The following is a 24,080-nucleotide window of genomic DNA, read 5'->3' as shown; positions in this document are numbered from 1 at the left end:
TCAACCTGCCCGCCAGGTATTCTTGCCCGCCGCCTTGGCGCGGTAGAGCCCGGCATCGGCGCGTGATTGCGGCTCCTTCAGGCTGGTGGGCCATATCGGATACCAGACGGTGCCGATGCTGCAGCCCACCTTCACCTCGCCGTAGCTGATGATCATGGTGGTCTGCATCAATTCGATAATACGGCTGCTGATCGCGTCCATCAGCGGCTCGTCGGCATCCACCAGCACAACCACGAACTCGTCGCCGCCGGTGCGGCAGATGAGGTCGGTCTCGCGCACGGCCATTTTCAGCCGGCGGGCCGTCTCAGTCAGAACCTCGTCACCGGCCTCATGGCCGTGGCGATCATTGACCTGTTTGAACCCATCGAGATCGACCGCCAGCACGCCGCAGGCGTGATCGTTCCGGCCAAGCGCAAACGCCGCCTCCAGCCCGCGACGATTAAGAAGCCCGGTCAGACTGTCGCGATTGGCCTGTTCCTGCGTCAGCCGCAGCGTCTCCCGCTCGCGCGAAATATCGAAGGCGACGCCCATGATCTTGATCGGCCGCCCCTCCTCGTCGCGCAACAGTTTTCGCTCGCAGCGCATCCAGCGTTCGCCGGTCACCGTCTGCAGCCGGTATTCGGCAGTTTCGCGATCCGTTTCACCCGAGACCAGTCGCTCAAAACCGGCACCGGCGCGGTCATCCGGATCCATGCGCTGGATATAACCGGACAGATCGAACGGCACCGGACCCGGCCCGACGATAAACGTCTTCAAACCATCGGAAATGCGAAAATCGCTTCTGCCAATATCGAACTGCCAGAAACCACCGCTGACCGCATCCATGGCGACGGCAAGCTGGGCATTGATTTCGCTCATTGCCCTCTGCGCCTGTTTTTGCTCCGTCACATCGACGATCTGCGAAATGAAACGCACGATCTGGCCCGCCTCGTTGCGCATGGCGGTCACGGAAAGATTGGTTTCGGTAATGCCGCCATCGGGTTTCAGATACCGCTTGTCGATACGATAGCTGTCGCGGTGGCCGGCCAGAACCTGCCGGAACAGAAACAGGTCGGCATCGATATCGTCCGGATGGGTAATCCCGCCAAAGCCGATGCCGGTCACCTCTTCGACCGTGCGGCCCAACATGTCGGCAAAACTCTTGTTGGTGCGCAGGATGATACCGCTCGTATCCACCAGCGCCAGACCGATCGGTGAGTTCCTGAAAGCGTTTTCGAACAGTGCCTGGCTTTCTTCCGCACGCTGGCGCAGATCCTCCTGTTGGCCGATATCGCTGACATGCACCAGCACGCCGCGCACGCTGCCATCCGTGGCGAAATCCGGCAGATAATGTGCCATCACCCGGCGTTTCTGGCCTTTTGACATCAGGTCGTAGTCGAAGGAAACCGGTGTGCCGGCGCGCGCCAGTTCCAGCTTTTCGCGGATGGCGGCATAGTTTTCAGGCCCCACCACTTCGCGGGCCTGTTTGCCGATTACCGCCTGGCGATCGATATTGCGTAGGTTCGCATAGGTCTTGTTGACATAAACAAGGTTGAGATCGGCATCCATGTAACCGATCAGCGCCGGCAGAAGATCGAGAATCCGCGCCTCTTCCGATACCGTCCCGATCACATCAGTTCCAGCATCGGTATCTTTCCGATTGGACCGACCGGCCATTTTTCACCTCGCTCGACCAGCTTCGCCTGAAAGCCGGCCCTGCATCATTGCCGCTGATTACACATCGGCTTGATGGGATTTTCGTTAACGCAGGCGAGCGACGACATTTTGACACAACCGCGTACCGCGGCAGTTGACCTAGCTCCTTGCGTCCGTGGTCAAGGATAGTATGGTCCGCTTCGAAATTCCAACCCGTAAACATATGGATTGACGATATGGCGGCCTTCAAGACTCTCGACGACCTCTCCGACATCGCAGGCAAACGCGTTCTCGTACGCGTCGACCTCAACGTGCCGATGGCGGATGGCAAGGTCAGCGACAAGACCCGCATCGAGCGCGTCGCACCGACCATCCTTGAACTGTCGAAAAAGGGCGCGAAAGTCATCCTGCTCGCCCATTTCGGCCGACCCAAGGGTGAGCCGGTCGCAGACATGTCGCTGTCGCTGATCGTCACCGCCGTCAACGAAGTGCTGGGCGACAAGATCCTGTTCGCCTCCGATTGCATCGGCCCGGATGCCGCCGACGCCGTATCCTCCATGAAGAATGGTGATATCCTGCTTCTGGAAAACACCCGTTTTCACAAGGGCGAGGAAAAGAACGAACCTGCCTTCACCGAGGAACTGGCGAAGAACGGCGACATCTTTGTCAACGACGCGTTTTCCGCAGCACACCGCGCCCACGCCTCCACGGAAGGCCTTGCCCACCACCTGCCCGCCTATGCCGGCCGCACCATGCAGGCCGAGCTTGAAGCGCTGGAAAAGGGTCTTGGCGCGCCGGTTCGCCCGACGGTCGCCATCGTTGGCGGCGCCAAGGTTTCGACCAAGATCGACCTGTTGCAGAACCTCGTGAAGAAGGTCGATGCGCTGGTCATCGGCGGCGGCATGGCCAACACCTTCATCGCGGCCAAGGGCATCGATGTCGGCAAGTCGCTGTGCGAACACGATCTCGGCGAAACCGCCAAGGCGATCATGGCGGAAGCGGAAAAAGCCGGCTGCGCCATCGTGCTGCCGGTCGATGCCGTCGTTGCCCGCGAGTTCAAGGCCAATGCCGCCAATGAAACGGTCGCCATCGACGCCATCCCGGCCGATGCCATGGCCCTCGACGTCGGCCCGAAATCGGTCGAAGCCATCAGCGAATGGATCGGCAAGGCAAAAACCCTGGTCTGGAACGGCCCGCTCGGCGCCTTCGAAATCGCCCCCTTCGATACGGCAACGGTCGCCGCTGCCAAGTTTGCAGCAGAACAGACCAAGGCCGGCAAGCTGACCTCGGTTGCCGGCGGCGGCGACACGGTGGCCGCGCTCAACCATGCAGGCGTGGCAGACGATTTCACCTACGTTTCGACCGCAGGCGGCGCATTCCTGGAATGGATGGAAGGAAAGGTCCTGCCGGGCGTCGAAGTCCTCAAGAAAGCCTGATACTGGGCCCTCCCCTGGGCTGGGGCAAACGTCGCATCTGTGAGCGAATGTTCACAGCCATGACGAGCAAAGAGCGGCTAACATAGGCCGCTCTATTTTTTTAACAACCATATTCAAAAATTTTAGTTATTTTAAACGATTGAAATAATTTCAATCGTTTCAAACAATTAGCTCCCTGTTTTTTGTGCCCTATTCTTCTGTTATGGCCAAAATATCAGCTTCTATCAGCACCCGGGAGACTACCATGACCGAACGCCTCGAAGACATTGCCGTACAGATGGTTGCAAACGGCAAGGGGCTTCTGGCCGCCGACGAGTCGACGTCGACGATCAAGAAACGTTTTGACTCGATCAACCTGGAGTCGACCGAGACGAACCGCCGCGATTACCGCGAAATGCTGTTCCGCACCGAAGCGGCGATGAAGAACTGCATCTCGGGCGTCATCCTGTACGAGGAAACCCTCTACCAGAAGGCCGCCGACGGCACGCCTTTTGTCGATCTCATCACCGGCGCCGGCTCCATTCCCGGCATCAAGGTCGATATCGGCGCCAAGCCGATGGCGCTGCATCCGCACGAATTTATCACCGAAGGCCTCGACGGCCTGTACGAGCGCCTGCGCAACTATCGCGAAGCCGGTGCCCGCTTTGCCAAGTGGCGCGGCGTCATCACCATTGGCGAGCATCGCCCGAGCTGGGGTTCGATCAAGGCCAATTCGCAGTCGCTCGCCCGTTATGCCGCTCTCTGCCAGCAGGCCGATATCGTGCCGATCGTTGAGCCGGAGGTAATGATGGACGGCGTTCCCGCCACTCACAATATCGATCGTTGCGCCGAAGTGACCCAGCATGTGCTGCAGACAGTGTTTGCCGACCTGTTCGACGCCCGCGTCAACCTTGAAGGCATGATCCTGAAGCCGAACATGGTCATCGACGGCAAGAGCGCCCGCAAGGCATCCGTCGAGGAAGTGGCGGAACGCACCGTCAAGGTTCTGAAAGCCACCGTGCCGGCATCGGTTCCGGGCATTGCCTTCCTGTCGGGCGGCCAGACCTCGGAAGAGGCAACGGCGCACCTGTCGGCCATGGTGGCCGGTTACGACCTGCCGTGGAAGCTGACCTATTCCTACGGCCGCGCGCTTCAGGAAACGGCTCTCAAGGCCTGGGGCGGCAAGAGCGAAAACGTCGCCGCCGGCCAGCGCGCCTTCGCGCACCGCGCCGAAATGAACACGCTCGCCGCCAAGGGCACCTGGCAGCAGGCGCTGGAAAAGGCTGCGTAAGACAAAAGAGTTTCCCGGGAGAGGAAAACGGCATGGGAGCCGCCTGGCAACGGGCGGCTTTCGTGTGTTTTGAGGCTTCTGGTGCTTGAAAAGCCTAAGCGAATGCGAAACCTCTACCGAGATGGAGCCCATATTGATTGGCCACCACAGGTTTGCAGCTAATCCTATCACGACTTAAGGACAAATCGCCAAATCCTCCTCGCTCGCCACGCGTACGATGTGTTGAGCATGCATTGTGAGAGGACCGTCTGGCATCAGAGAACTGTAACCTTCGTAGACAAGCTCTCGACCCAATTTCAAATCTGCTTCGTGTCGCTTCAATTCGGCGCGAGGAATTTTCTCCGCATCAAATAAAACCCATTGGATCGACGTCCAAGAAGTAAATAACGGCATTTCCGAATCGGGCAGAAAAAATATCGGTTCTTTCCCAGAGTGCAGAAATATTACGTCGTAGGATGGGCACGGACCGACAAAACAAAAACGATAATTATAACATGCAACGAATTCTTCGCCTGCTTTGGCCTGTGCGACAAAGCCCAGGAGAAGCAAAGCGGAATAGGAAAAGAACCTTACGCTTACAGAAACCATGTGTTTCCTCGCAACGCCAGACCACTTCCAGGTTAGGAGGTGTCATGAGAAAAAATTAGGGCCTTAATCGTCGCATCCCGATAGAACAGCTTACCTCGCATCACGCTGATACCCTCCATCACAAACTTTGGCTGGTCGTCCTCCCCTCTCCTGGTTACGCATGCATGGTAAAAGTCAGGCCACCCGGAGAATGCCCATGCCGACCGTCCGTTATGTCACCGTCGATGTTTTTACGCAGACGCGTTTCACCGGCAACCCGCTCGCCGTCATTCTCGATGCGCAAGGGCTGAGCAGTGCCGACATGCAGGCCATTGCCACGGAATTCAACTATTCCGAAACGACTTTTGTGCTGCCGCCCAAAGACCCAGCAAACAGCGCGCAGGTGCGTATATTCACGCCCACCATGGAAGTGCCCTTTGCCGGCCATCCCAATGTCGGCACGGCCTATGTGCTTGGCCAGCAGGCCGATATCTTTGGAAAGCCGATTGGCGACACATTGCGTTTCGAGGAAAAGGCCGGCCTCGTCGAAGTGACGCTGACACGCGAAAATGGCAAGGTCGCTGCCGCCTCTATCCGTGCACCGCAGGCATTGAGCACCGGCAGCACCGTCGACACGCAAAGCGTGGCCGACTGTCTATCGCTCGATATCGAAAACATCCGCGTGACAAACCATCAACCGCTTTATGTCTCGGTCGGCCTCGCCTTCGTGTTCGCCGAACTGGATAGCTTGGATGCGCTCGGCCGTGCCCAACCCGATCTGGCGGCCTTCAAGCTGGCGGCCAAACGATATCCCGGCGAAGGTCTCGATTTCCCGATCTTTCTCTATGTTCGCGATGCAATCCGCCCTTGGCACATTCGCGCCCGCATGTTTTCACCGCTCGACAATGTGGCGGAAGATCCGGCCACCGGCAGCGCATCTGCGGCGCTGGCTGCCTATCTGGTCGAGACCAGCACCGATCTGCCGGCAGACGGAACGACGGCCATCACCATCGAACAGGGCGTGGAAATGGGACGGCGCAGCGTCATCAAGCTGGAGGTGACGAAGCGCGAGGGCAAGGTAAGCGATGTTCTGGTCGGCGGACGCTGCGCGATGGTGATGCGCGGCGAATTGGACTGCTGAACCTCACACAAAATCCTTCAGCAGCAGCGTCACCGCCCAGAGAACAAACGCCAGCACCGCCAGTTTCCAGAAATCGGCACGGCGTCTCAGGCCTGGCAGACCGAGAGGCTTGATGATCTGGATGACCATCGCAGCCAGAAGAAGCAGTCCGATTATCTTTGTCATTCAAACCCGGCGCATTATTTCGTTGCCCGCCACAGGCTGGACATTTTTTGGTTCGACCACAGATAGGCTTGGGAGGCGGGATTCGGAACGACTTTTTTCATAACTCCGAACCTATAGTCCGGCAGCCTTCCATTCGGTGCCCGGCTTCCCTTTTCGGCCGGGCGTGCTGACACACGAACAGTACGGTCGATCATACGCATGAGACGCAATCTTCTGCCTGTCCTCGCCCTTCTCTCCGGCACACTTTTCCTCTTTCTCGGCAATGGCTTGCAAGGTCTGTTATTGCCGCTGCGCGGTTCGCTCGAAGGTTACTCCAACGAAGCCCTCGGTTTTCTCGGCACATCCTGGGCAGCCGGTTTTGTGGTCGGTTGTTTCGTTGCGCCCAATGTGGTCAGGCGTATCGGCCATGTGCGCGCCTTTTCCGGCTTTCTCGGGCTCATCTGCCTGAATGTGCTTCTGACCGGGATTCTCGTCGATCAGACCGCATGGCTGACGTTGCGCGCCATTACCGGTTTCTGTACCGCCGGCACCTCGATGATCATCGAGAGCTGGCTGAACGAGCGCGCCACCAATGAAAGCCGCGGCGCCATCTTTTCCTTCTATATCGCCATTACCCTGTTCGGCGTGGTCGGAGGGCAGATGATGGTCATGTTCGCCGATGTCTCGACACCGCTTCTCTTCATGCTCTGCGGCATTCTCTACTGCGTGGCGCAGTTGCCGACGACGCTCTCCAAGGCCGCCTCGCCGCAACCGCTTAAACGCGTGCGGCTGGATTTGCCCAGTCTTTACAGTCATTCGCCGATCGCCTTTATCGGCATCCTTTTGATCGGCATCGCCAACGGCGCCTATGGCACGCTCGGCGCCGTTTTCGGTGCGCGCGCGGGCCTGGACCAGACCTCGATTGCCGCCATGGTCTCCATCACCATCTTTGCCGGTGCCATCATGCAGTTTCCGGCCGGTCGCCTGTCCGACCGCATGGATCGTCGGTATGTCCTGGCCGGCCTTTCGGCAGCCGCGGCACTTGCCGCATTGATCCTGCTCGTCATCCAGCCGACCAATGTCACGGCCATCATCATTCTCGTCGCCATCTATGGCGCCATGGCGAACGCGCTGTACCCGATCGCCGTCGCTCACGCCAATGACTTTGCCGCCCCCGAGGATTTCGTCAAAGTCTCCGGCGGCTTGCTACTGCTGTTCGGCATCGGCACGATCATCGGCCCGACACTGGGCGGTCCGGTGATGACGGCGCTTGGACCCTATGCCCTGTTTGCGGTGACGGCCAGTGCGCATATACTTGTGACGGTCTATGCGATCATTCGCAGCCGCATCCGCGCAGCGGTGCCGGTGGATGAACGCGACACCTATACGACCGCACCGGCCGGCAATGCGTTGCTCGGCACACCGGAAGGTCTGGCGCTCGATCCGCGCGCAGGTGTCGAATCCGCTGGCGAAGCCACCGAGGAACCGCGCCGCGCCACGGCGTGAGCAGCCTATGATGAGGTCAAACGGGAGGAAACCATGACCTTTCTTGACGACGACCGCCCAAAGAAACCATTAGGCCACGAGATCGGTCAGGATCTTTCCACCCTGTCCGTCGATGAACTCGACAAACGGATGAACCTGCTGCGCGAAGAAATCACAAGGCTGGAAGCGGAGAAGGCCCGCAAGGCATCAGGCAAGGCGGCAGCCGAAAGTCTGTTTAAATCTTGAGACGGAAAGACCATCGCAGTCCGGAATAATTGATAAAAACAACATTAAATGCGGCTGCTTTAACCGGATATTAAGCATTCTAATTCATTACTATCCACATCCAGTTCTTCTGGTGTCAGACGGTTTGCCGATCCGGTGAACGGGTCTGATTTCTCCCTGTTTTACCTTGAGAGCCGCCTTTGCGGCTCTTTTTTTTGGGTTTGCGCAGCTATCCTGTGGGAATTAACCCTTCCTTAAGAATTGGCTTGCGGATTTGAGCTATCAGTACCATCTTGATGCGGAAGACAGACGAGGGCGGAACCTTTGGGCCACCTTCGTCATTGCCTGATCAAGTTGATGCGTTAGCAGGATGAATCCCATGTCAGAACAGGTATTGAATACCGTCAGTTTCGCAGGCCGCGCGGCGTCTTCGTCGCAGTTCAAAGGCCTGTATTCTGAAGGTATGTCGCTGGTTGAAGAAACCGCCGGTTATCTCGACGGCACGGGCCGCGCCGCATCCAAGGTTCTGCCGCGCATGGCATCGGTGCTTTATGCAGCCGAATCCATGCGGCTCACCACCCGCCTGATGCAGATGGCCTCCTGGCTTCTGTTACAGCGTGCGGTCAACAACGGCGAGATGAGCCGCGATCAGGTGATTTCCGAAAAGAGCAAGGTTCGCCTCGACGGCTTTAACGTTGATCGCAATGCTCCGGGCTGGAATGATCTTCCGGAAGGTTTCCGTGATCTGGTCGAACGCTCGCTGCGTCTGCAGAACCGTATCGCCATTCTGGATCGCGAGATCTACCGTCCAGGTGAAGCCAAGCTTCCCGACAATGAAAACGGCGTGCGCGCCCAGCTGGACCTGCTGAGCACCGCGTTTTCGAACTGATCTACTGTCTACGCATCCAAGCACACATTTTCAAAGCGGACTTCGGTCCGCTTTTTTTTGCTTTGTTGCCGGCAAATGCCGTTTCGCAGGCAAGGCGAACACGATGCAACCCATAAGTCTTGCCGAAAAACCGGCTTTCGCCTATATTTCTGGAGGAGGAGACAGGGCGAAAACCCTGCCTCCCCGCTCTTATGTAAGGAATTGCACCCGCACGGACACTTGCCAGGTCGTGCGGGTTTTCCTTATCGTCAGAGTGATACTAAATGGGATGAACCACATAGATCATCTCCAGTTCAGCAGCGAGGCCCTCGCCAAAAGCCGGAGCGGCCCATCCTCCCCGGTGCGCCCTGGCAAAGCGCATCTGCTTTCGCTGCGGAAGATGAACCGACAATCAATCACAATTTAAAATTGCACTCAAATGCAATTGCTGGACAAAGCCAGTTGAAGTGGCTCAAACGCAAAAAAGCCCGGCTTGCGCCAGGCTTCTTGCATTCAAGTAACAAGCAGAAATTAGAGGCCGAGGCCGCCGAAACGCTTGTTGAACTTGGAAACGCGGCCGCCGCGGTCCAGCATCTGCTGGTTGCCGCCGGTCCAGGCCGGGTGCGACTTCGGGTCGATTTCGAGGTTCATGACCTGACCTTCCGAACCCCATGTCGAACGGGTTTCGTACTCGGTGCCGTCGGTCATGACGACCTTGATAACGTGGTAGTCGGGATGGATGCTGGCCTTCATGACACTCTTCCTGATAGAGGGCTCATTTGTCACAGCGAAGCGCCGAGCCCTGAACGATAAATTGAAGCCTGGACCGGTTTTCGATCCGAGCTTCCCAATTTGATGCGGAGCCTATACAGGAAGGTCACCAAGAGTACAAGTGCCCGCAACCGAACGTCGGCACCTGACCGATCAAGAGGACTATCGTGGCCGATATTCAGGAAAACCAGAGCAAAACCCGCCGTTCACCGCAGCCTTTGATGCGTCTTATGCCGCATGTGCTGCGATATCGCGGCATGGTCTGCGCCGCAATCCTCTTCCTGACGCTCGCTGCCATCACCACGCTGGCGCTGCCGCTCGCCGTGCGTCGCATGATCGACCACGGTTTTGCCGCTGAAGACGGCGGATTCGTCAACAACTATTTCGGCATGATGCTGGTTCTGGCCGCTCTTCTCGCGCTCGCCAGCGCCATGCGCTATTATTATGTCATCACGATCGGCGAACGAGTCGTTGCCGATATCAGACGAGAAGTGTTTTCGCGCATCACCGCGCTCTCCCCATCCTTCTTCGACGTCAACCAGTCCGGCGAGCTTGTCTCGCGCCTGACAGCCGACACGACCCAGATCAAATCCGCTTTCGGCTCGTCCGCTTCGGTGGCGCTGCGCAACCTGATCCTCTGTCTGGGGGCGATGGTGATGATGATCTATACCAGCCCTGCCCTGTCCGGCATGGTTCTGGGTGCCATCCCGTTGATCGTCTTCCCGCTGGTCGCCTTCGGCCGCTCGGTGCGCCGCCGTTCGCGCGCCGCTCAGGATAAGCTGGCGGAAACCTCCGCCTTCGCGTCTGAAACCATCGGCGCCGTGCGCACCATCCAGGCGTTCAACGGCGAACGGGAAGCCGACAAGCGTTACAGTGCCACCGTCGAATTCGCTTACGACGCCGCCCGCAGCGCGATCCGCTCGCGTGCGCTTCTGACCGGCGTCGGCATTCTTCTCGTCTTCGGCAGCATTGTCGGCGTGTTGTGGTATGGCGCGCAAAACGTTCTCGCCGGCACGATGAGCGCCGGCACGCTCGGCCAGTTCGTGCTTTACGCCGTTCTGCTGGCCAGTTCGCTCGGCCAGCTGTCGGAAGTCTGGGGCGATCTTTCGCAGGCCGGCGGCGCTGCCGAACGGTTGACGGAATTGCTGCACGAAGTCCCGGCGATCCGCGACCCGGAAGCGCCTGTCGCTCTGCCCTCGCCCGCCCGTGGCGAAGTGGAGTTCGACAATGTCTCCTTCGCCTATCCGAGCCGCGTCAGCGCGGTGACGCTCAACAGCCTGTCGCTGAAGGTGAAGGCCGGCGAAACCGTCGCCATCGTTGGCCCCTCGGGTGCCGGCAAGAGCACGATTCTCTCTCTCCTGCTGCGGTACTACGATCCGGTGGCCGGCAGCGTGAAGCTCGATGGCATCGATGTGAAGCAGACCCGCCTCACCGACCTGCGCGCGCGCATGGCGATCGTGCCACAGGATGTCACCATCTTTGCCGCGTCGATCCATGACAACATCGCCTTCGGCAAGCCGGACGCCACGCGCGAGGAAGTCCGTGCCGCAGCCGTTGCCGCCCAGGCAGATGGTTTTATCTCCGCCCTCGACAACGGTTACGACACGCTCGCCGGTGAACGCGGTATCACGCTCTCTGGTGGCCAGCGCCAGCGCATCGCCATCGCCCGCGCCATCCTCAAGGATGCGCCGGTTCTGCTGCTAGACGAAGCCACCTCGGCGCTCGATGCCGAAAGCGAAACGCTGGTGCAGAAGGCGCTGGACGGGCTGATGAAGGATCGCACGACCATCGTCATCGCCCATCGCCTCGCCACCGTTCTGAAAGCCGACAGAATCGTCGTCATGGAAGACGGCCATATCGTCGAACAGGGTACGCATCACAGCCTTGCCGCCGATGACGGGCTTTATGCAAAACTCGCCCGCCTGCAGTTCGACCGCGGACTGGAACGCCCGAACGGGCTGACGCACTAAATCGCCCAAATAACACACTGCTAACACAGTCGTGTTAGCCTCACCTGACGATCATCCATTCGCCGGCATCCTTTCGCCGGATTGTGTCGGCATGGGTGACCGGTGGCTTTCCGGCCCCGGCAAACAAACGGAAAGACATGCAACGTTCCGACTCTCAGAAGGGCTTTACGCGTTTCGACGGCATGGATGTCACCAACCAACTGGCCCACGCGCCAGCCTCCCTCCCCCTCGACGCACTTCTTGATGAGGTGCAATACCGGACTTTCCTGTATTTCTGGGAGGGCGGTCATCCGGAAACCGGCCTGCCCTTCGAAAAGCGCCGTGCCGACGGCTATATGGCCACCGATGCGGTGGCGATGAGCGGTGTCGGTTTTGGCCTGATGGCGCTGTTAGTCGGCACCGAGCGCGGCTGGATTTCGCGCGAGGAATGCCTTGAGCGCACTGCCACCATCGTCAAAAGCCTTTTTCGCGCTCCCCGATTCCACGGCGCGTTTTCGCATCTCATCCACGGCACGACCTGCGAGGTCCTGCCCTTCTCGCAGAAGGATGATGGCGGCGATCTGGTCGAAACCGCGCTTCTGATGCAGGGCCTGATCTGCGCCCGCGAATATTTTGCAGGCAGCAGCAAGACCGAGGCAAAGCTCCGCACCGACATTACCCGCCTTTACGACGAGACCGACTGGCGCTGGTACACACGTGGCGATGATGACGGCCCGCTCTACTGGCACTGGAGTGCAAAAAACGACTGGATCATGAACCTGCCGATCACCGGCTGGAACGAATCGCTGTCGGCCTACATCCTCGCCGCCGGCTCGAACACACATCCCATCGATCCGCAGAATTATCATTCCGGCTGGACGCGCAACGGCGCTTTCGTCAACGGCGAAAGCTACTTTGGCACCCGCCTGCCCTTTGGCGAGCCGCTGGGCGGCCCCCTGTTCATGTCGCAATATTCCTTCTGCGCGCTCGATCCGCGCGGACTGGAAGATCGTTACGGCGATTACTGGGAGCAGGTGGTGGCGCATGCGCGCATCAACCACGATTATTGCCTGAGCGTGCCGGAATATCTGAAAGCCAATGTCTGGGGCCTGACGGCCTCGGAAATCCCCTACGGTTATGCCGCCAATTCACCGACCCAGGATGTCGGCGCGATCGCCCCGACGGCGGCTCTCTCCAGCTTCCCTTTCCTGCCGCGCGAGGCGGAAAAGGCTCTTCGTGCCTTCATGGCCTTTGACAACGGCGCCCTGTTCGGCCCGCTCGGTTTCGTCGACGCGTTTACCCCGACAGGAGACTGGACGGCCCCACATTACATCGTCATCGACGAGGGACCGATCGTCGCGATGATCGAGAATTTTCGCACCGGGCTTTTGTGGGACCTATTCATGAAGGCCCCGGAAGTGCGGCGTGGATTGGCGCGTCTGGATTTTCAGGTCGGCAATCAGCATTCGGGTTGAATGCCGAAGGGCGGCCCCGATGAGGCCCGCCTTTACGCTTAGAGAACTACGCCGCCTCACCGTTTACGCGGCACCGTCAGCACCGTGTCATCGGTATCCACCACGAACACTGCCAGCAATTTGGCCGGCTCCGTCTTGCTGGCATTGGCACTGACATCGTGCTTGTCGCCGGGCAGTTCGGTAAAATTCTGCCCCTTGGTATAGGTCTTCACTGCCCCGCCATTGATGCCGCTCAACACGGCGCCTTCCAGCACGGTCGCATAGATGATCGCTGATTTGGCGTGGGTATGCGCGGCGTTATAGCCGCCGGGTTGGTATTCCACCAGCACGCCCTTGAGGCTCTTGCCCGGCATGCCGGGAATGGCATGTTCGTAGACCGGCGTCACCTTGGCGCCGACGGTTTCATAAGCGATATCGGCAGCCTTGGTCGGCGCAGACACGTCATGTGCAAAGGCAAGCTGCATCGGCAGAGCCGCGACAGCCAAGGCGAGACGAAGCGTTTTCATGAAAGAATCCTCCGGTTCGGGATCAGGCAGCAACGGGGTGCTGGCGGAACCATGTTTCGATCGTGGTGGGGCCGATCAGCACCTCGCCCTTCGGCACCATCGAACTGCCTGAGACCGGCAGGCCAAAATAACCGGAGGCGGCATCGCTTTCGACCGGGCGGGTATCACCGGCCTTCCTCAGATAACCACCGATGATCTCCTCGAAAGAAGCACGATCCGGACCGGCGAGATCGATTGTGCCATTGACCGGCGGCGACAGAGCAGTCTTGGCAAGAGCAGCGGCCACATCATCGGCGGCAACCGGCTGGAACAGCGCATCCGGCAGGCGCACCACACCATCGACCGCGTGACCATCGGCAATGGTGGCGATGAATTCGTAAAACTGCGTGGCGCGCAGGATCGTATAAGGCAGGCCCGAAACCTTGATGGCGTTTTCCTGCGCGACCTTGCCGTTCAGATAACCGTTCGGCCCCTCACCGGTAATGCCGACAATCGACAGCGTCACATGATGGCGAATCTTTGCAGCCTTTTCCGCAGCGATCAGGTTTTTCGCCGAGGTCTCGAAAAAACTGCGCACTTCCTCGCCATCGAAGGAGGCGATGTTGGAGACGTCGATCACCGCATCGGTGCCGGACATCACGTCCGCCAGACCTTCGCCGGTCAAGGCGTTGATGCCGGTGCGCGGCGAGGCGGCAATCACCTCATGGCCACCGTCGCGCAGCAGCGAAACAAGTTTCGAGCCGATCAGGCCGGTTCCGCCGATAACGACGATCTTTTTCAGAATGCTCATTGGGGTCTCTCCTCTAAAAGGCCCTGTACCGTTCTGGTCAGGATGAGAGAAACCTAGCTCCAGAAGCGACAGCCCGCCGTTCGGCGATTGCGACCACTATCGCAATCTTGCGGTTGGATGCCCCTTGCCTTCGCCGATCACCTGTCACACTCTCGATAACGGGCAAAGGGAAAACGGGAGGCGGGACGTTGAGCACGGCAATACGCCTTTCGGCAGATCGCACACCCTTGCCTGCAATCTCCGCGCCCGACATCCACGATGCCCCGTCAGCTATCGGCGATATTCTTGACCAGCCACCGGCCTTGGCAGACAGCGTGTTGCGTGGCGGCACGCGCATGACAAAACGCTGGCAGCATGGTGAATTCCACGCCGACCTGCCGGGCATGCAGACCCATGTGCTGATGACCTATTACGGCGCCGCGCAGGACAGCAGCTGGCGGCAGGGCGCGCGACGCATGAGCGCTCGCACGCGACCAGGCTCGATGACACTGATCCCCGAAGGTCAGGACGGACGCTGGGACGTCGAAGGCCCGATCGAAGTCAGCCACGTCTACCTGTCCGATGAACGGCTGCAATCCTCGGCCGACGTGCTGGCCAAGGGACGCCACATCGAACTGATCGGTCGTATCTGTTTCGAGGATTTTTCCGCCGCCGGCATTCTCGAACTGTTGAGCCGGGAGGCCGCGCAGGGCGACACGTCGTCATCGCTCTTTGTCGAGCAGGCGATCGATCTTCTCTGCACCCAGCTCGTGCGCGCCCATTCCGCCCACGCGTCGCTGACACTGCCAACCGTGCGCAAGGGGCTGGCCGACTGGCAGGTGAAACGCGTCACGAACTACATGCAGGATTATATCGATCGCGAAATCCGGCTTGACGAACTGGCGGCACTGGTTGGCATGAGCCGTTTCCATTTCTGCACTGCCTTTCGGCTCGCCACCAGCCAGACGCCGCATGAATGGCTGACGGCTTTGCGCATCACACAGGCCCGTCGCATGCTGGCAACGACTAATCTGCCGGTGACGGCCGTGGCGCTTGCCGTCGGCTACCAGACGCCATCATCCTTCGCGGCCAGCTTTCGCAAGCTGACCGGCACGACGCCGACGGTGTTTCGCAGGGAAATTTAGGCCCTCACCGCTCCGTCAGCTTCAGTTCGATGCGCCTGTTCTGCGAGCGCACCTCCGGTGTGTCACCCTCGGCAATCGGCTGGAATTCGCCGAAACCGGCGGCGACCAGACGGTTGGCGGGCACGCCCTTGGTGATCAGATATTTGACCACCGATGTCGCGCGCGCGGACGAAAGCTCCCAGTTGTCGCGGTAACGGCCGGTGCCGGACAGCGGCGCATTGTCGGTATGGCCGTCAACACGCAGAACCCAATTGATTTCCGCGGGGATTTCCTGCGCCAGTTCCAGCAGTGCCGAGGCGAGCTTGTCCATCTCGACACGGCCGGCATCGTCCAGTTCGTTGCCACCCACGGGGAACAGAACTTCCGACTGGAAGACAAAACGGTCGCCGACAATACGAATATTTTCACGATCGGACAGGATTTCCCGCAACCGGCCAAAAAAGTCGGAACGGTAGCGGTTAAGCTCCTGAACGCGCTGCGCCAGCGCCACGTTGAGGCGACGGCCGAGATCGGCGATACGCGCCTGCGATGACTGATCCTTGGCTTCGGATGCCTGCAAGGCTCCCTCTACGGCGGCAATCTGCGCACGCAGGGCCGCGATCTGCTGGTTCAAAAGTTCGATCTGGCTGGTGGCGCGGGCGGAAATCTGCTTTTCCTGGCTCAATTCGTCGGTCAGCGCGCCAACACGGGCATTGGCCGCATCGCCGGCACCGGCGCCGCGGTCGAGCAGCGATTGCAGCCGCGAACGCTCGTTTTCCGAGGTGGCGAGCGAGGATTGCAGGTTGGCGAGCGTGTCTTCGAGATCGGTCTTGCCGCTCTTTTCCAGCGCCAGCAGCTCCGTCAGTTCGGAAATCTGGCTGTTGAGGCGGTTCAACACCTCGTCACGGCCGGAAATCTCGCGCGACAAAATGAACTGTACCAGCACGAAAACCGTTAGCAGGAACATGATGGCGAGAAGCAGCGTCGACAAGGCATCGACGAAACCCGGCCAATAATCGACGCCGCGTTCGCTGCGGCGGTGTCTGCCGAGCGCCATCGCTTATTTGCTCCCGCTTTTGTCGATCGCAGCCTTGTCTGCCGCCAGTTTTTCGCTCAATCGGTCGAGCGATTTGCGCATTGCCTTGGATTCTTCCTGCTGCGCCTCGATCCAGTCGCGCAGCATCTGCTGTTCGCCGCGCATGTTTTTTACCAGCCCCTGAATGCCTTCGGCGAGATTGGCCATGGCAGACAGCGAGCGTTCTGCCTGCGGTCCGCCCTGCGCCTGCGCCTGCGCGGTGGCCAGTTTTTGCAGCTGTTCGGTCAGCGCGCGGAGTTCATCGACCGAGGCAGGAGTTGCCGGCACCACTCCGGGTGTCACCACGTGCTGGTGATCGCCGCCGACTTCGGTGACGGAAGAGAGCCAGTTTTCCAGTTCGGTATAAAACCGGTTCTGGGCACGGCCAGCCTGCAGATCGAGGAAACCGAGGATTAGCGAACCGGAGAGGCCGAGCAGCGAGGACGAAAACGCCGTGCCCATGCCGGACAGCGGGGCCGTAAGGCCGCTTTTCAGCGCCTGCAAAATGTCATTGTTGTTGCCGGAAGCCGGATCGAGCCCCTGGATGACGTCGCTGATCGAGCCGATCGTGCCGATCAGGCCCCAGAACGTGCCAAGCAGGCCGAGGAAAACGAGAAGGCCGATCAGGTAACGCGAGGTATCGCGTTTTTCATCCAGCCGTGTGCCGATCGAATCGAGGATGGATTGCAGCGTCGCGGTCGACAGCGCCACCTTGCGGCGACGGCCGAGCAGCGCGCGCATCGGTGCGAGCAGCTTTGGTTCGCGGCCCACCTTGTCGGCGCTGCCGGCAGCGCGGAAGGAATTGAACCAGCGCACTTCCGGGATCAGCGACACGATCTGCGCATAGACCAGAAACACGCCGATCAGGAGGACCCCGAGGATCACGCCATTGAGACCCGGATTGGTCATGAAGGCGTGCTGCGCCTGCCGGAACAGGATGGCGGCGAGGAAACCGACGATGATGAGGAAAATCGTCATCGTCCAGAGAAAGGGGATCGGGTTGGAAAGCTTGTGGCCGTAATCGCGCGGAGCCGATTCGGAAACGTCCACATCCCCCAGCGAGTCATTCGTCATAAAACAGCCTCCGCATATCGTGAACGAAAGCTATTTTATAATTGCGACGAATTGAAGTGCCGAAGCATTGGAAAACGCACAGGATTTCGATGACCACCCACAGGTGTCATGATTACTCTTTGTGGTTTGCGAGCTCCGCGCTTGCCGCCACATGCAGGGAAAAGCCCAAAGCACCTCTCTTCTCCAGTCCGGCACGCAGTTGCATGCTTGGAATTTCGTAATCGCCGCCGTTCTGCTGGCGGTAGGCAATCGGTTTGGTCAAGGCCAGATCCCGCATGCGTGTTTTCAGTTCGCCCGCGACAGCAGAAAAACCCGCATCGTCGAAACGATCCACCCTGTAGGCGACGAAGGGTGGCAGGACGCTGAAGCCCGGATAATAAAGGATGCCGTGATTGATCGGAAACAGCAGGTCGTCGATCGGACCATTGATTCCGCGCGGCGAATAATGGTCCTCCCAGCCACCGGCGGTCACCACCAGCATGGCCCGCTTACCGGCAAACACACCTTCGCCGAACCGGTCGCCCCAGCGCCGGTCGCTGTGTTCGCCCACACCATAGGCGAAACCGAAAGCATAAACCCGGTCCACCCAGCCCTTGAGAATGGCCGGCATGCCATACCACCATAGCGGAAACTGCAGGATAACCGCATCGGCCCAGAGCAGTTTCTCCTGTTCGGCCCGCACATCGTCGGTCAATGTTGCATCGGCAAAAGCCGCCTTCGAAGCACGGCTGATATTCAGTCTTTCATCCCTCGACCATGCGGGAAAATCGGCACGATCGACTGCCGCCTTCCAGTTCTGGGCATAGAGATCGGAAACTCGAACGGAATGCCCCTGCTCCTGCAACTCGGTAATGGCCGCATCCCGCAGGGAGGCGCTGAGAGATTGTGGTTCGGGATGGGCGAAAACGATCAGAACGTTCATGGTGGACCTCATGGGTGAGTGATGAGGGGAACATAGACCGCGAAAGAAACATCCGGTATTCCTGCGCAATGCATAGGACCATGCCGAAAAATGGATAAATCGGATATCACACTCGAGCGTATGCGCACCTTTGTGCGGGTGGCGGAACGCGGCAATCTTTCAGCGGTGGCGCGCGAACTCGGCATCGGCCAGTCGACCGTGACGCGACAGTTGCGGGAATTGGAGGAAGCACTTGGTGTGCCTCTCCTCAGCCGCACCACCCGCCGCCTGCATTTGACGGAGGAAGGCGCAATCTATCATGCCCAATGCGTGAACGTGCTGCGGCTGGTGGAACAGGCCAATGACGAAGCACGCAATGCCGGGGGCTCTGCTGCCGGCACTGTTCGCCTCTCCTGCACGGCAGCGCTCGGCATCCGTCATGTCGCCGGCATGATCTTCGCTTTTCAGGATCTATACCCGCATATCACCATCGATCTCAGCCTGTCGGACGAACGTATCGATCTGGTGCGCGAGGGCTTCGACATGTCGCTGAGGCTTGGCCCCTTGTCGGACAGTGGCCTGAAATTGCGCCCGCTTGGACAGAGCCGTCGACTGCTGGCGGCATCACCGGCCTATCTTGATCGCCACGGTCGTCCGCAGACGCCCGAGCAACTCGAAAACCATCTCGGCATCCGCATGTCCAACGTGGCCGGAAGCGACGTACTGCTGCTCAGCGACGGACAGAAGGATTATTCGATCTCATTGTCGGGCCGGTTGCGCATCGACCACGGCCTTGCCGCCCGTGAGGCACTGCTCGCGGGACGCGGCATCACGCCGACACATCACTGGTTGATCGACGATTTGCTCGAAACCGGAAAACTGGAAGAGATATTGCCGCGCTATGCGCCGCCATCGGTGCCGCTGAACATGCTCATCGTACCGGAACGGGCAGGCATCGCCCGCGTGCGGCTGCTCGCCGATTTTCTGACGGAGCGGTTGCGCAAGGTGCCGGGTCTGGAGCGCTGATCGCTTTGACCCGGCTAGTATCAGCGTATTAGCGGCTCGGAACCGGGCGGTTGGAAACTTCCAGCAGCGCCTTCTGGATCAGTTCGTTACCGGCAACCACAGTTTTCGTTTCGAACATGTTCTGGCCGCCCTTCATGTCGGAGGTAAAACCACCGGCTTCGCGGATGAGGATCAGCCCGGCCGCCATGTCCCACGGATGCAGCTCGGCTTCCCAGAAACCGTCGAGACGGCCGGCAGCCACATAAGCGAGGTCGAGGGCAGCGGCACCCATGCGGCGCACGCCGGCAACTTCGCCCATCACATGGCGCAGCTCCAGCAGGAACTTGCCGTGATCGCCGCGGCCGAGATGCGGCACGCCGCAACCGATGACGCAATCGGACAGAACGCGGCGGGCAGCCACACGCAGGCGACGGTCGTTCAGGAACGCTCCACCACCCTTTTCGGCAGTGAACAGTTCATCGGTTGCCGGATTGAAGATGACGCCGGCAACGATTTCGCCATTGCGCTCCAGCGCGATCGAGGTGGCGAACTGCGGAATGCCGTGCAGGAAGTTTGTGGTGCCGTCGAGCGGATCGACGATCCAGCGATGCGCGCCGTCGGTGCCCTTTTCCTCGCCGCCTTCCTCACCGAGGAAACCATAGGTCGGGCGGGACTTCATCAGCTCGTCATGAACGATTTTTTCCGCCTTGAAATCGGCCTGGGAGACGAAATCGCCAGGTCCCTTGACGGAGACCTGCAGGTTCTGCACCTCGCCGAAATCGCGGGTGAGCGACTTGCCCGCCTTGACGGCAGCCTGAACCATGACGTTGAGAAGGGCGGAGCGTGCCATGCGGGAAATCCTTGGGATAAGTCCCGCGCACTCGTGGGGCGGGACGTCTTTTTTTGTCAGTTTGTCGTGATGGCGGCTTCATGACCACAAAACCGCGGGAAATTCAAGTGAGGCGCGACATAGTTGACACTTGCCAGTTCTGATTACCTTTGCGACAAGCCGCAAAACAGAGGCCGGACTTTCCGGTCGATGCCTCACCAGCAGGAGTTCAGAAATTGCCCATCGCATTGCCGCTGTTCGTCAGCCTTGGCCTGCTGATCACCATGAGTTCTCTGTCGATCGGCCTCGCGGTCGCCCTGCCGGCGGAAACGCTGCTGCCTATCCATTTCACGCTCTGGGGTGAACCGAACACCTTCGCGCCGGCTGCCATCGCGCTGTCGGTGTTGCCGGCGGCCGGCGCGCTCGCCACTCTTCTTTTCGCGCTCGGCCCGAAATTCAACAAGGGCATCGCCGCCATCCAGGGCCGTTATCTGGCAATCTGGCTGGCCACGGTGTTTATCCTGGCACTGGCCCACGGTTTTATCATCCGCGGCGCCTTGTTTGCACTCAAAGCCTCGCTGGGCTGATCAACTGCGGCGAAAACGGTTGGCGGCCTCGACCGCCTTCTTCTGGATTTCCTCGTTGATGCCGAGATAAAAATCCTCCAACACCGGATCGGGCAGGCCGGCACGGCGCGACAGCACATACCATTTCGCCGCTTCCACCGGGTCCGGCCGTGTGCCGAGCGCGTTGATATAAAGATGCGCCAGCTTGTTCTGGGCAACGACATTGCCGCGCACGGCGGCGACCCGCAGCCAGGTAAAGCCCTGGTCAAAATCGCGCTCGCCGCCGACGCCGTTCACCAGCCAGATACCCATATCGAGTTGTGCCGTGTCGAAACCGGCCTTGGCAGCGCGCTCCAGAAATTCACGGGCACGCTTCGTCTTTTCCGACGGCAGGTCCTTGATGGCGACGTAAAGCTGCGAGACGGCGTATTGCGCATCCGCCAGCCCCTGCACGGCAGCCTTTTCGTAATAGGGCAGCGCCAGCTTCATGCCCTTTTCACCGGGGTTCTGGGAAATCAGGATCTGGCCCCAGTTGAATTGTGCAGACGAATTGCCGGCTTCGGCCGCCTTGTGCATGTATTCGTCGGCCTTGGCCTTGTCGTGTTTGACGCCACGGCCGGAAATCAGCATCAGCGCATACTGGAACATCGCCGCCGGATCGCCGCCCTCGGCAGCGCGCCCGAACCAGAAGGCGGCCGAATTGATGTCCTGTTTGATGCCCTGCCCGCGCATGATCATTTCGGCAACCAGTGTTTGCGAGGCGGCATCACCCTTTTCCGCCTTGGGCAAAGCAATCGAAAGCGCGGTGATGTAGAGGCCGCGCTGATAGGCGCCGTAAGCCTCGTCGATCTTGCCCGTAAAAGGCTTTTCCGGCGGCAACGGCGGCAGTTCTGTGCCCATGCGCTGGTAGAGCGTCACACCGCTCGACGGGATCTCACCGCCCTGCCCGTTTTCACCGGCATCGCGGGCACCACGAAACGACTGCGCACCGTTTTCAACAGGTCGCGAGACGGCACGCGGCGTGGTTTTCGACTGCTGCGCTTCGGCAACAGCCGGCACCAGTGCCGAAACGATTGCCATGGCGGGCAGAAGTTTTTTGTACATCAATGTTTTGTTGGCGCGGCTCATAAAGCTCATCAAGCGTCAAACCGTGGCGCTTTTTCGTCCAAGGACGCATTGATTTGTGCGACCGCTGCACGCGGGCCTTCGGGATGCGAAAATACGCCGAGACGCATGGCCACGAATTCCGCACCGGACTCGGCAACAGTCACCGCGGAAGCGGCATCCGTACCGCCCATGACGATGCAGGGAATTTCCACCATCGACGACCACCATTCGCCGAGCGCCACATTTTTCGGATGCGCTTCCGGCTTGATGTCGCCATCCAGCTTGCCGAAGAAAATGTAATCCGGGCGCAGTTCGCCGACTTCGAGCGCCTTGTGGCGATCGGCCGCCGCACCGGCACCGACCATCAGCTTCGGCGTGAACTTTTCGATTGCCTCGCCGAGTTCCTCCAGCGGGCCGGTAATATGCAGGCCATCGGCCTTGGCGCGACCGGCGACGCGGGTATCACCACAGATCATCGCAGCGGCACCAGCGTCCTGAATGATCGGCACCAGCTTTTCGGCACGCGTCTGAAACGCCTGCTCGGCCAGATCATATTGCGGCACGATCACCGAGGCGACATCGCCGCCTTCAAGCGCTGCAGAAAGCTGTTCCACCAATGCGGCATCGTCGGCCAGATCGGGCAGGATCAGCACGAGGCGGCAGCGGTCTTCGGATGCGGACATGGGTGTTTCCATTTCTTCATATTGCGAGGCGAACCGTTTGCCGGCATCGCGCCCTCGTCCATAGTCTCCTTTGTGCGCCATATTTGGTGAACAAAGGAGACTATGGACGTTTAAGAGTTGCGCATCGTACTTTCCGAAAACCTAATCCGGTTTTCGGGTCGATGCGCCGGTTCTGGCAAATCCGATAAACCGGAGCGACACAAGGATCAACACCGCTTCATGTTTCTCCCTTCGCTCGATTTCTTTCTCGCCGCCATTCCGGCCGTTATTCTCGTCGGTTTATCAAAGGGCGGGCTCGGCGGCGCGCTGGCACTGATGGGCGTACCCTTGATGGCGCTGGTGGTCGGCCCGGTGGAAGCAGCGGCGATCTTTCTGCCCATACTGATCGTCATGGATATCGTCGCCTTGTGGGCGTGGCGCAAATTCAACGATCGCAAAACTCTGCTGATGATCCTGCCCGGCGGCATTGTCGGCATCGCGCTCGGCTGGGCAACGTCGGCCATGGTTTCTGCCGATGCACTGCGTGTCGTCATCGCCATTGCCACCATTCTGTTCGCCCTGCGTTATTTCCAGCAGAAATGGATGACGCCGGCCGATCACGAAACCCCGCCCTTGCCGCATCGGCCGGTAGCGGCGAATTTCTGGGGCATGCTGTCGGGTTATGCCAGTTTTGTCGCCCATGCCGGCGGCCCGCCCTTCCAGATCTATGTCATGCCCATGCGGCTTGATCCGCGTGCCTATACCGGCGCCAGCGTCCGCTTTTTCGCGCTGGTGAATGCGGTCAAAGTCATTCCCTATTTTGCGCTCGGCGCTTTTGACACGAAGAACCTGACCGCATCAGCCACGCTTCTGCCGATTGCTTTTCTCGCCACCATTGCCGGCGCAGCACTTGTCAAGCGCATGAAGATCGAACTGTTTTATCCGCTCATGTATGCGTTGGCGCTCGCCGCCGGCCTGAAGTTGCTATGGGACGGGCTGATGTAAACGCCTGCACACGACACTGTGACGGGAACAAACCTCGCTGCGGTGCACAATGTGTCTTGATGGGACAGGACCCATGCCATAGCCTGCCCGCCATGACAGCGATTGACCCCTTCACAGCCATCGCCGACCCCAACCGGCGCCACCTGCTCGAGGAACTCCGACGAGCGCCGAAAACCGTCAACGAACTGGCCAAAGGCCTGCCGATCAGTCGGCCGGCGGTGTCACAGCATCTGAAGGCACTTCTCGACTGCAATCTGGTCACGGTGACATCGGAAGGCACGCGGCGAATCTACGCGATCAATGTCGGAGGCTTCGACCGCCTGAACCTGTGGCTGGACCAGTTCTGGGGCGAAAACGCATAAAGCCGCCCCGCTCATCCCCTACCTTAACTTGCTGAACTCACTTGTCAGCAGATGCGACTTAAGCATCTGTTTACCATAAATATTTCATTCAATCCATAAAACGAAAGAGCCGCCGCTCAAACCACCTCA

Annotated in this window: 25 protein-coding genes; 13 read left to right on the top strand and 12 right to left on the bottom strand. The window is 59.6% G+C overall.

The features are described from left to right. Positions 1-1,611, bottom strand: a complete 1,611-nt coding sequence (locus ACRQ1B_RS02265) for a GGDEF and EAL domain-containing protein (RefSeq protein WP_432292042.1) — start codon at positions 1,609-1,611, stop codon at positions 1-3. Positions 1,612-1,871: 260 nt separating this feature from the next. Here ACRQ1B_RS02265 and ACRQ1B_RS02260 point away from each other — a divergent pair, with 260 nt between their 5' ends. Together ACRQ1B_RS02260 and ACRQ1B_RS02255 are read left to right on the top strand one after the other, a co-directional pair. Further along, on the top strand, positions 1,872-3,071 hold the full coding sequence (locus tag ACRQ1B_RS02260; protein ID WP_432292041.1) for a phosphoglycerate kinase: 1,200 nt from the start codon (positions 1,872-1,874) through the stop codon (positions 3,069-3,071). A gap of 244 nt (positions 3,072-3,315) precedes the next feature. Then, positions 3,316-4,341: a class I fructose-bisphosphate aldolase gene (locus ACRQ1B_RS02255; RefSeq protein WP_432292040.1), complete on the top strand. Its 1,026-nt coding sequence runs from the start codon at positions 3,316-3,318 to the stop codon at positions 4,339-4,341. A gap of 174 nt (positions 4,342-4,515) precedes the next feature. On the opposite strand, the gene ACRQ1B_RS02250 is transcribed toward ACRQ1B_RS02255, so the two are convergent. Next, positions 4,516-4,929: a hypothetical protein gene (locus tag ACRQ1B_RS02250; protein WP_432292039.1), complete on the bottom strand. Its 414-nt coding sequence runs from the start codon at positions 4,927-4,929 to the stop codon at positions 4,516-4,518. A gap of 196 nt (positions 4,930-5,125) precedes the next feature. On the opposite strand from ACRQ1B_RS02250, the gene ACRQ1B_RS02245 reads away from it, so the two are divergent. Continuing rightward, the gene (locus ACRQ1B_RS02245) at positions 5,126-6,049 is read left to right on the top strand and encodes a PhzF family phenazine biosynthesis protein (protein ID WP_432292038.1); all 924 of its coding nucleotides are present in this window, start codon (positions 5,126-5,128) and stop codon (positions 6,047-6,049) included. Positions 6,050-6,052: 3 nt separating this feature from the next. Here ACRQ1B_RS02245 and ACRQ1B_RS02240 read toward each other — a convergent pair whose 3' ends face one another. Then, entirely contained in the window at positions 6,053-6,214 is a 162-nt protein-coding gene (locus ACRQ1B_RS02240) for a hypothetical protein (protein ID WP_432292037.1), read from the bottom strand. 198 nt (positions 6,215-6,412) lie between these two features. Here ACRQ1B_RS02240 and ACRQ1B_RS02235 point away from each other — a divergent pair, with 198 nt between their 5' ends. The 3 genes from ACRQ1B_RS02235 (at position 6,413) to rcdA (ending at position 8,792) form a co-directional block, all read left to right on the top strand. Beyond that, positions 6,413-7,699 (top strand): MFS transporter, encoded by a 1,287-nt coding sequence (locus tag ACRQ1B_RS02235; RefSeq protein WP_432292036.1) that lies wholly within the window; start codon positions 6,413-6,415, stop codon positions 7,697-7,699. A gap of 33 nt (positions 7,700-7,732) precedes the next feature. Continuing rightward, the gene (locus tag ACRQ1B_RS02230) at positions 7,733-7,924 is read left to right on the top strand and encodes a DUF1192 domain-containing protein (RefSeq protein ID WP_432292035.1); all 192 of its coding nucleotides are present in this window, start codon (positions 7,733-7,735) and stop codon (positions 7,922-7,924) included. 358 nt (positions 7,925-8,282) lie between these two features. Next, positions 8,283-8,792, top strand: a complete 510-nt coding sequence (gene rcdA, locus ACRQ1B_RS02225; protein ID WP_432292034.1) for a protease adaptor protein RcdA — start codon at positions 8,283-8,285, stop codon at positions 8,790-8,792. A 510-nt stretch (positions 8,793-9,302) separates the two neighbouring features. On the opposite strand, the gene rpmE is transcribed toward rcdA, so the two are convergent. Further along, positions 9,303-9,524: a 50S ribosomal protein L31 gene (rpmE, locus tag ACRQ1B_RS02220; RefSeq protein ID WP_132271598.1), complete on the bottom strand. Its 222-nt coding sequence runs from the start codon at positions 9,522-9,524 to the stop codon at positions 9,303-9,305. Positions 9,525-9,763: 239 nt separating this feature from the next. Between rpmE and ACRQ1B_RS02215 the strand changes: the two genes are divergently transcribed. Then, entirely contained in the window at positions 9,764-11,512 is a 1,749-nt protein-coding gene (locus ACRQ1B_RS02215; RefSeq protein ID WP_432293793.1) for an ABC transporter transmembrane domain-containing protein, read from the top strand. A 137-nt stretch (positions 11,513-11,649) separates the two neighbouring features. Then, positions 11,650-12,966: a glucoamylase family protein gene (locus ACRQ1B_RS02210; protein ID WP_432292033.1), complete on the top strand. Its 1,317-nt coding sequence runs from the start codon at positions 11,650-11,652 to the stop codon at positions 12,964-12,966. Positions 12,967-13,022: 56 nt separating this feature from the next. On the opposite strand, the gene ACRQ1B_RS02205 is transcribed toward ACRQ1B_RS02210, so the two are convergent. After that, positions 13,023-13,472, bottom strand: a complete 450-nt coding sequence (locus ACRQ1B_RS02205) for a cupin domain-containing protein (protein ID WP_432292032.1) — start codon at positions 13,470-13,472, stop codon at positions 13,023-13,025. A 22-nt stretch (positions 13,473-13,494) separates the two neighbouring features. Then, positions 13,495-14,262: an SDR family oxidoreductase gene (locus ACRQ1B_RS02200; RefSeq protein WP_432292031.1), complete on the bottom strand. Its 768-nt coding sequence runs from the start codon at positions 14,260-14,262 to the stop codon at positions 13,495-13,497. 188 nt (positions 14,263-14,450) lie between these two features. Here ACRQ1B_RS02200 and ACRQ1B_RS02195 point away from each other — a divergent pair, with 188 nt between their 5' ends. Next, positions 14,451-15,386, top strand: coding sequence for a helix-turn-helix domain-containing protein (locus ACRQ1B_RS02195; RefSeq protein WP_432292030.1), 936 nt, complete (start codon positions 14,451-14,453; stop codon positions 15,384-15,386). Positions 15,387-15,390: 4 nt separating this feature from the next. Here ACRQ1B_RS02195 and ACRQ1B_RS02190 read toward each other — a convergent pair whose 3' ends face one another. The 3 genes from ACRQ1B_RS02190 to ACRQ1B_RS02180 form a co-directional block, all read right to left on the bottom strand. After that, complete coding sequence (locus ACRQ1B_RS02190) at positions 15,391-16,422, bottom strand: peptidoglycan -binding protein (protein WP_432292029.1); 1,032 nt, start codon at positions 16,420-16,422, stop codon at positions 15,391-15,393. A gap of 3 nt (positions 16,423-16,425) precedes the next feature. Next, the gene (locus ACRQ1B_RS02185) at positions 16,426-17,514 is read right to left on the bottom strand and encodes a flagellar motor protein MotA (protein ID WP_432292028.1); all 1,089 of its coding nucleotides are present in this window, start codon (positions 17,512-17,514) and stop codon (positions 16,426-16,428) included. A 112-nt stretch (positions 17,515-17,626) separates the two neighbouring features. After that, positions 17,627-18,436, bottom strand: a complete 810-nt coding sequence (locus ACRQ1B_RS02180; RefSeq protein WP_432292027.1) for an NAD(P)H-dependent oxidoreductase — start codon at positions 18,434-18,436, stop codon at positions 17,627-17,629. Positions 18,437-18,526: 90 nt separating this feature from the next. On the opposite strand from ACRQ1B_RS02180, the gene ACRQ1B_RS02175 reads away from it, so the two are divergent. Then, a complete protein-coding gene (locus ACRQ1B_RS02175; protein WP_432292026.1) occupies positions 18,527-19,441 on the top strand; it encodes a LysR family transcriptional regulator in 915 nt (304 codons plus the stop codon). A 28-nt stretch (positions 19,442-19,469) separates the two neighbouring features. On the opposite strand, the gene ACRQ1B_RS02170 is transcribed toward ACRQ1B_RS02175, so the two are convergent. After that, positions 19,470-20,270 carry an inositol monophosphatase family protein gene (locus ACRQ1B_RS02170; protein WP_432292025.1) on the bottom strand — a complete coding sequence of 267 codons (801 nt, stop codon included), beginning with the start codon at positions 20,268-20,270 and terminating at the stop codon, positions 19,470-19,472. A gap of 215 nt (positions 20,271-20,485) precedes the next feature. Here ACRQ1B_RS02170 and ACRQ1B_RS02165 point away from each other — a divergent pair, with 215 nt between their 5' ends. Beyond that, positions 20,486-20,836 carry an SdpI family protein gene (locus ACRQ1B_RS02165; protein ID WP_432292024.1) on the top strand — a complete coding sequence of 117 codons (351 nt, stop codon included), beginning with the start codon at positions 20,486-20,488 and terminating at the stop codon, positions 20,834-20,836. Here the strand turns inward: ACRQ1B_RS02165 and ACRQ1B_RS02160 are convergent, their stop codons facing one another. Both ACRQ1B_RS02160 and ACRQ1B_RS02155 read right to left on the bottom strand, forming a co-directional pair. Continuing rightward, positions 20,837-21,919: a tetratricopeptide repeat protein gene (locus ACRQ1B_RS02160; protein ID WP_432292023.1), complete on the bottom strand. Its 1,083-nt coding sequence runs from the start codon at positions 21,917-21,919 to the stop codon at positions 20,837-20,839. 32 nt (positions 21,920-21,951) lie between these two features. Next, positions 21,952-22,605, bottom strand: coding sequence for a thiamine phosphate synthase (locus ACRQ1B_RS02155; protein WP_432292022.1), 654 nt, complete (start codon positions 22,603-22,605; stop codon positions 21,952-21,954). Between the two features lie 219 nt (positions 22,606-22,824). On the opposite strand from ACRQ1B_RS02155, the gene ACRQ1B_RS02150 reads away from it, so the two are divergent. Together ACRQ1B_RS02150 and ACRQ1B_RS02145 are read left to right on the top strand one after the other, a co-directional pair. Further along, positions 22,825-23,589, top strand: coding sequence for a sulfite exporter TauE/SafE family protein (locus ACRQ1B_RS02150; RefSeq protein ID WP_432292021.1), 765 nt, complete (start codon positions 22,825-22,827; stop codon positions 23,587-23,589). Between the two features lie 92 nt (positions 23,590-23,681). Next, a complete protein-coding gene (locus ACRQ1B_RS02145; RefSeq protein ID WP_153360459.1) occupies positions 23,682-23,951 on the top strand; it encodes an ArsR/SmtB family transcription factor in 270 nt (89 codons plus the stop codon). Positions 23,952-24,080 lie beyond the last annotated feature (129 nt).

It is taken from the genome of Endobacterium panacihumi (assembly GCF_050847465.1).
Lineage (GTDB): Bacteria > Pseudomonadota > Alphaproteobacteria > Rhizobiales > Rhizobiaceae > Neorhizobium > Neorhizobium panacihumi.
This window is presented reverse-complemented; position numbering and strand designations above follow the sequence as displayed.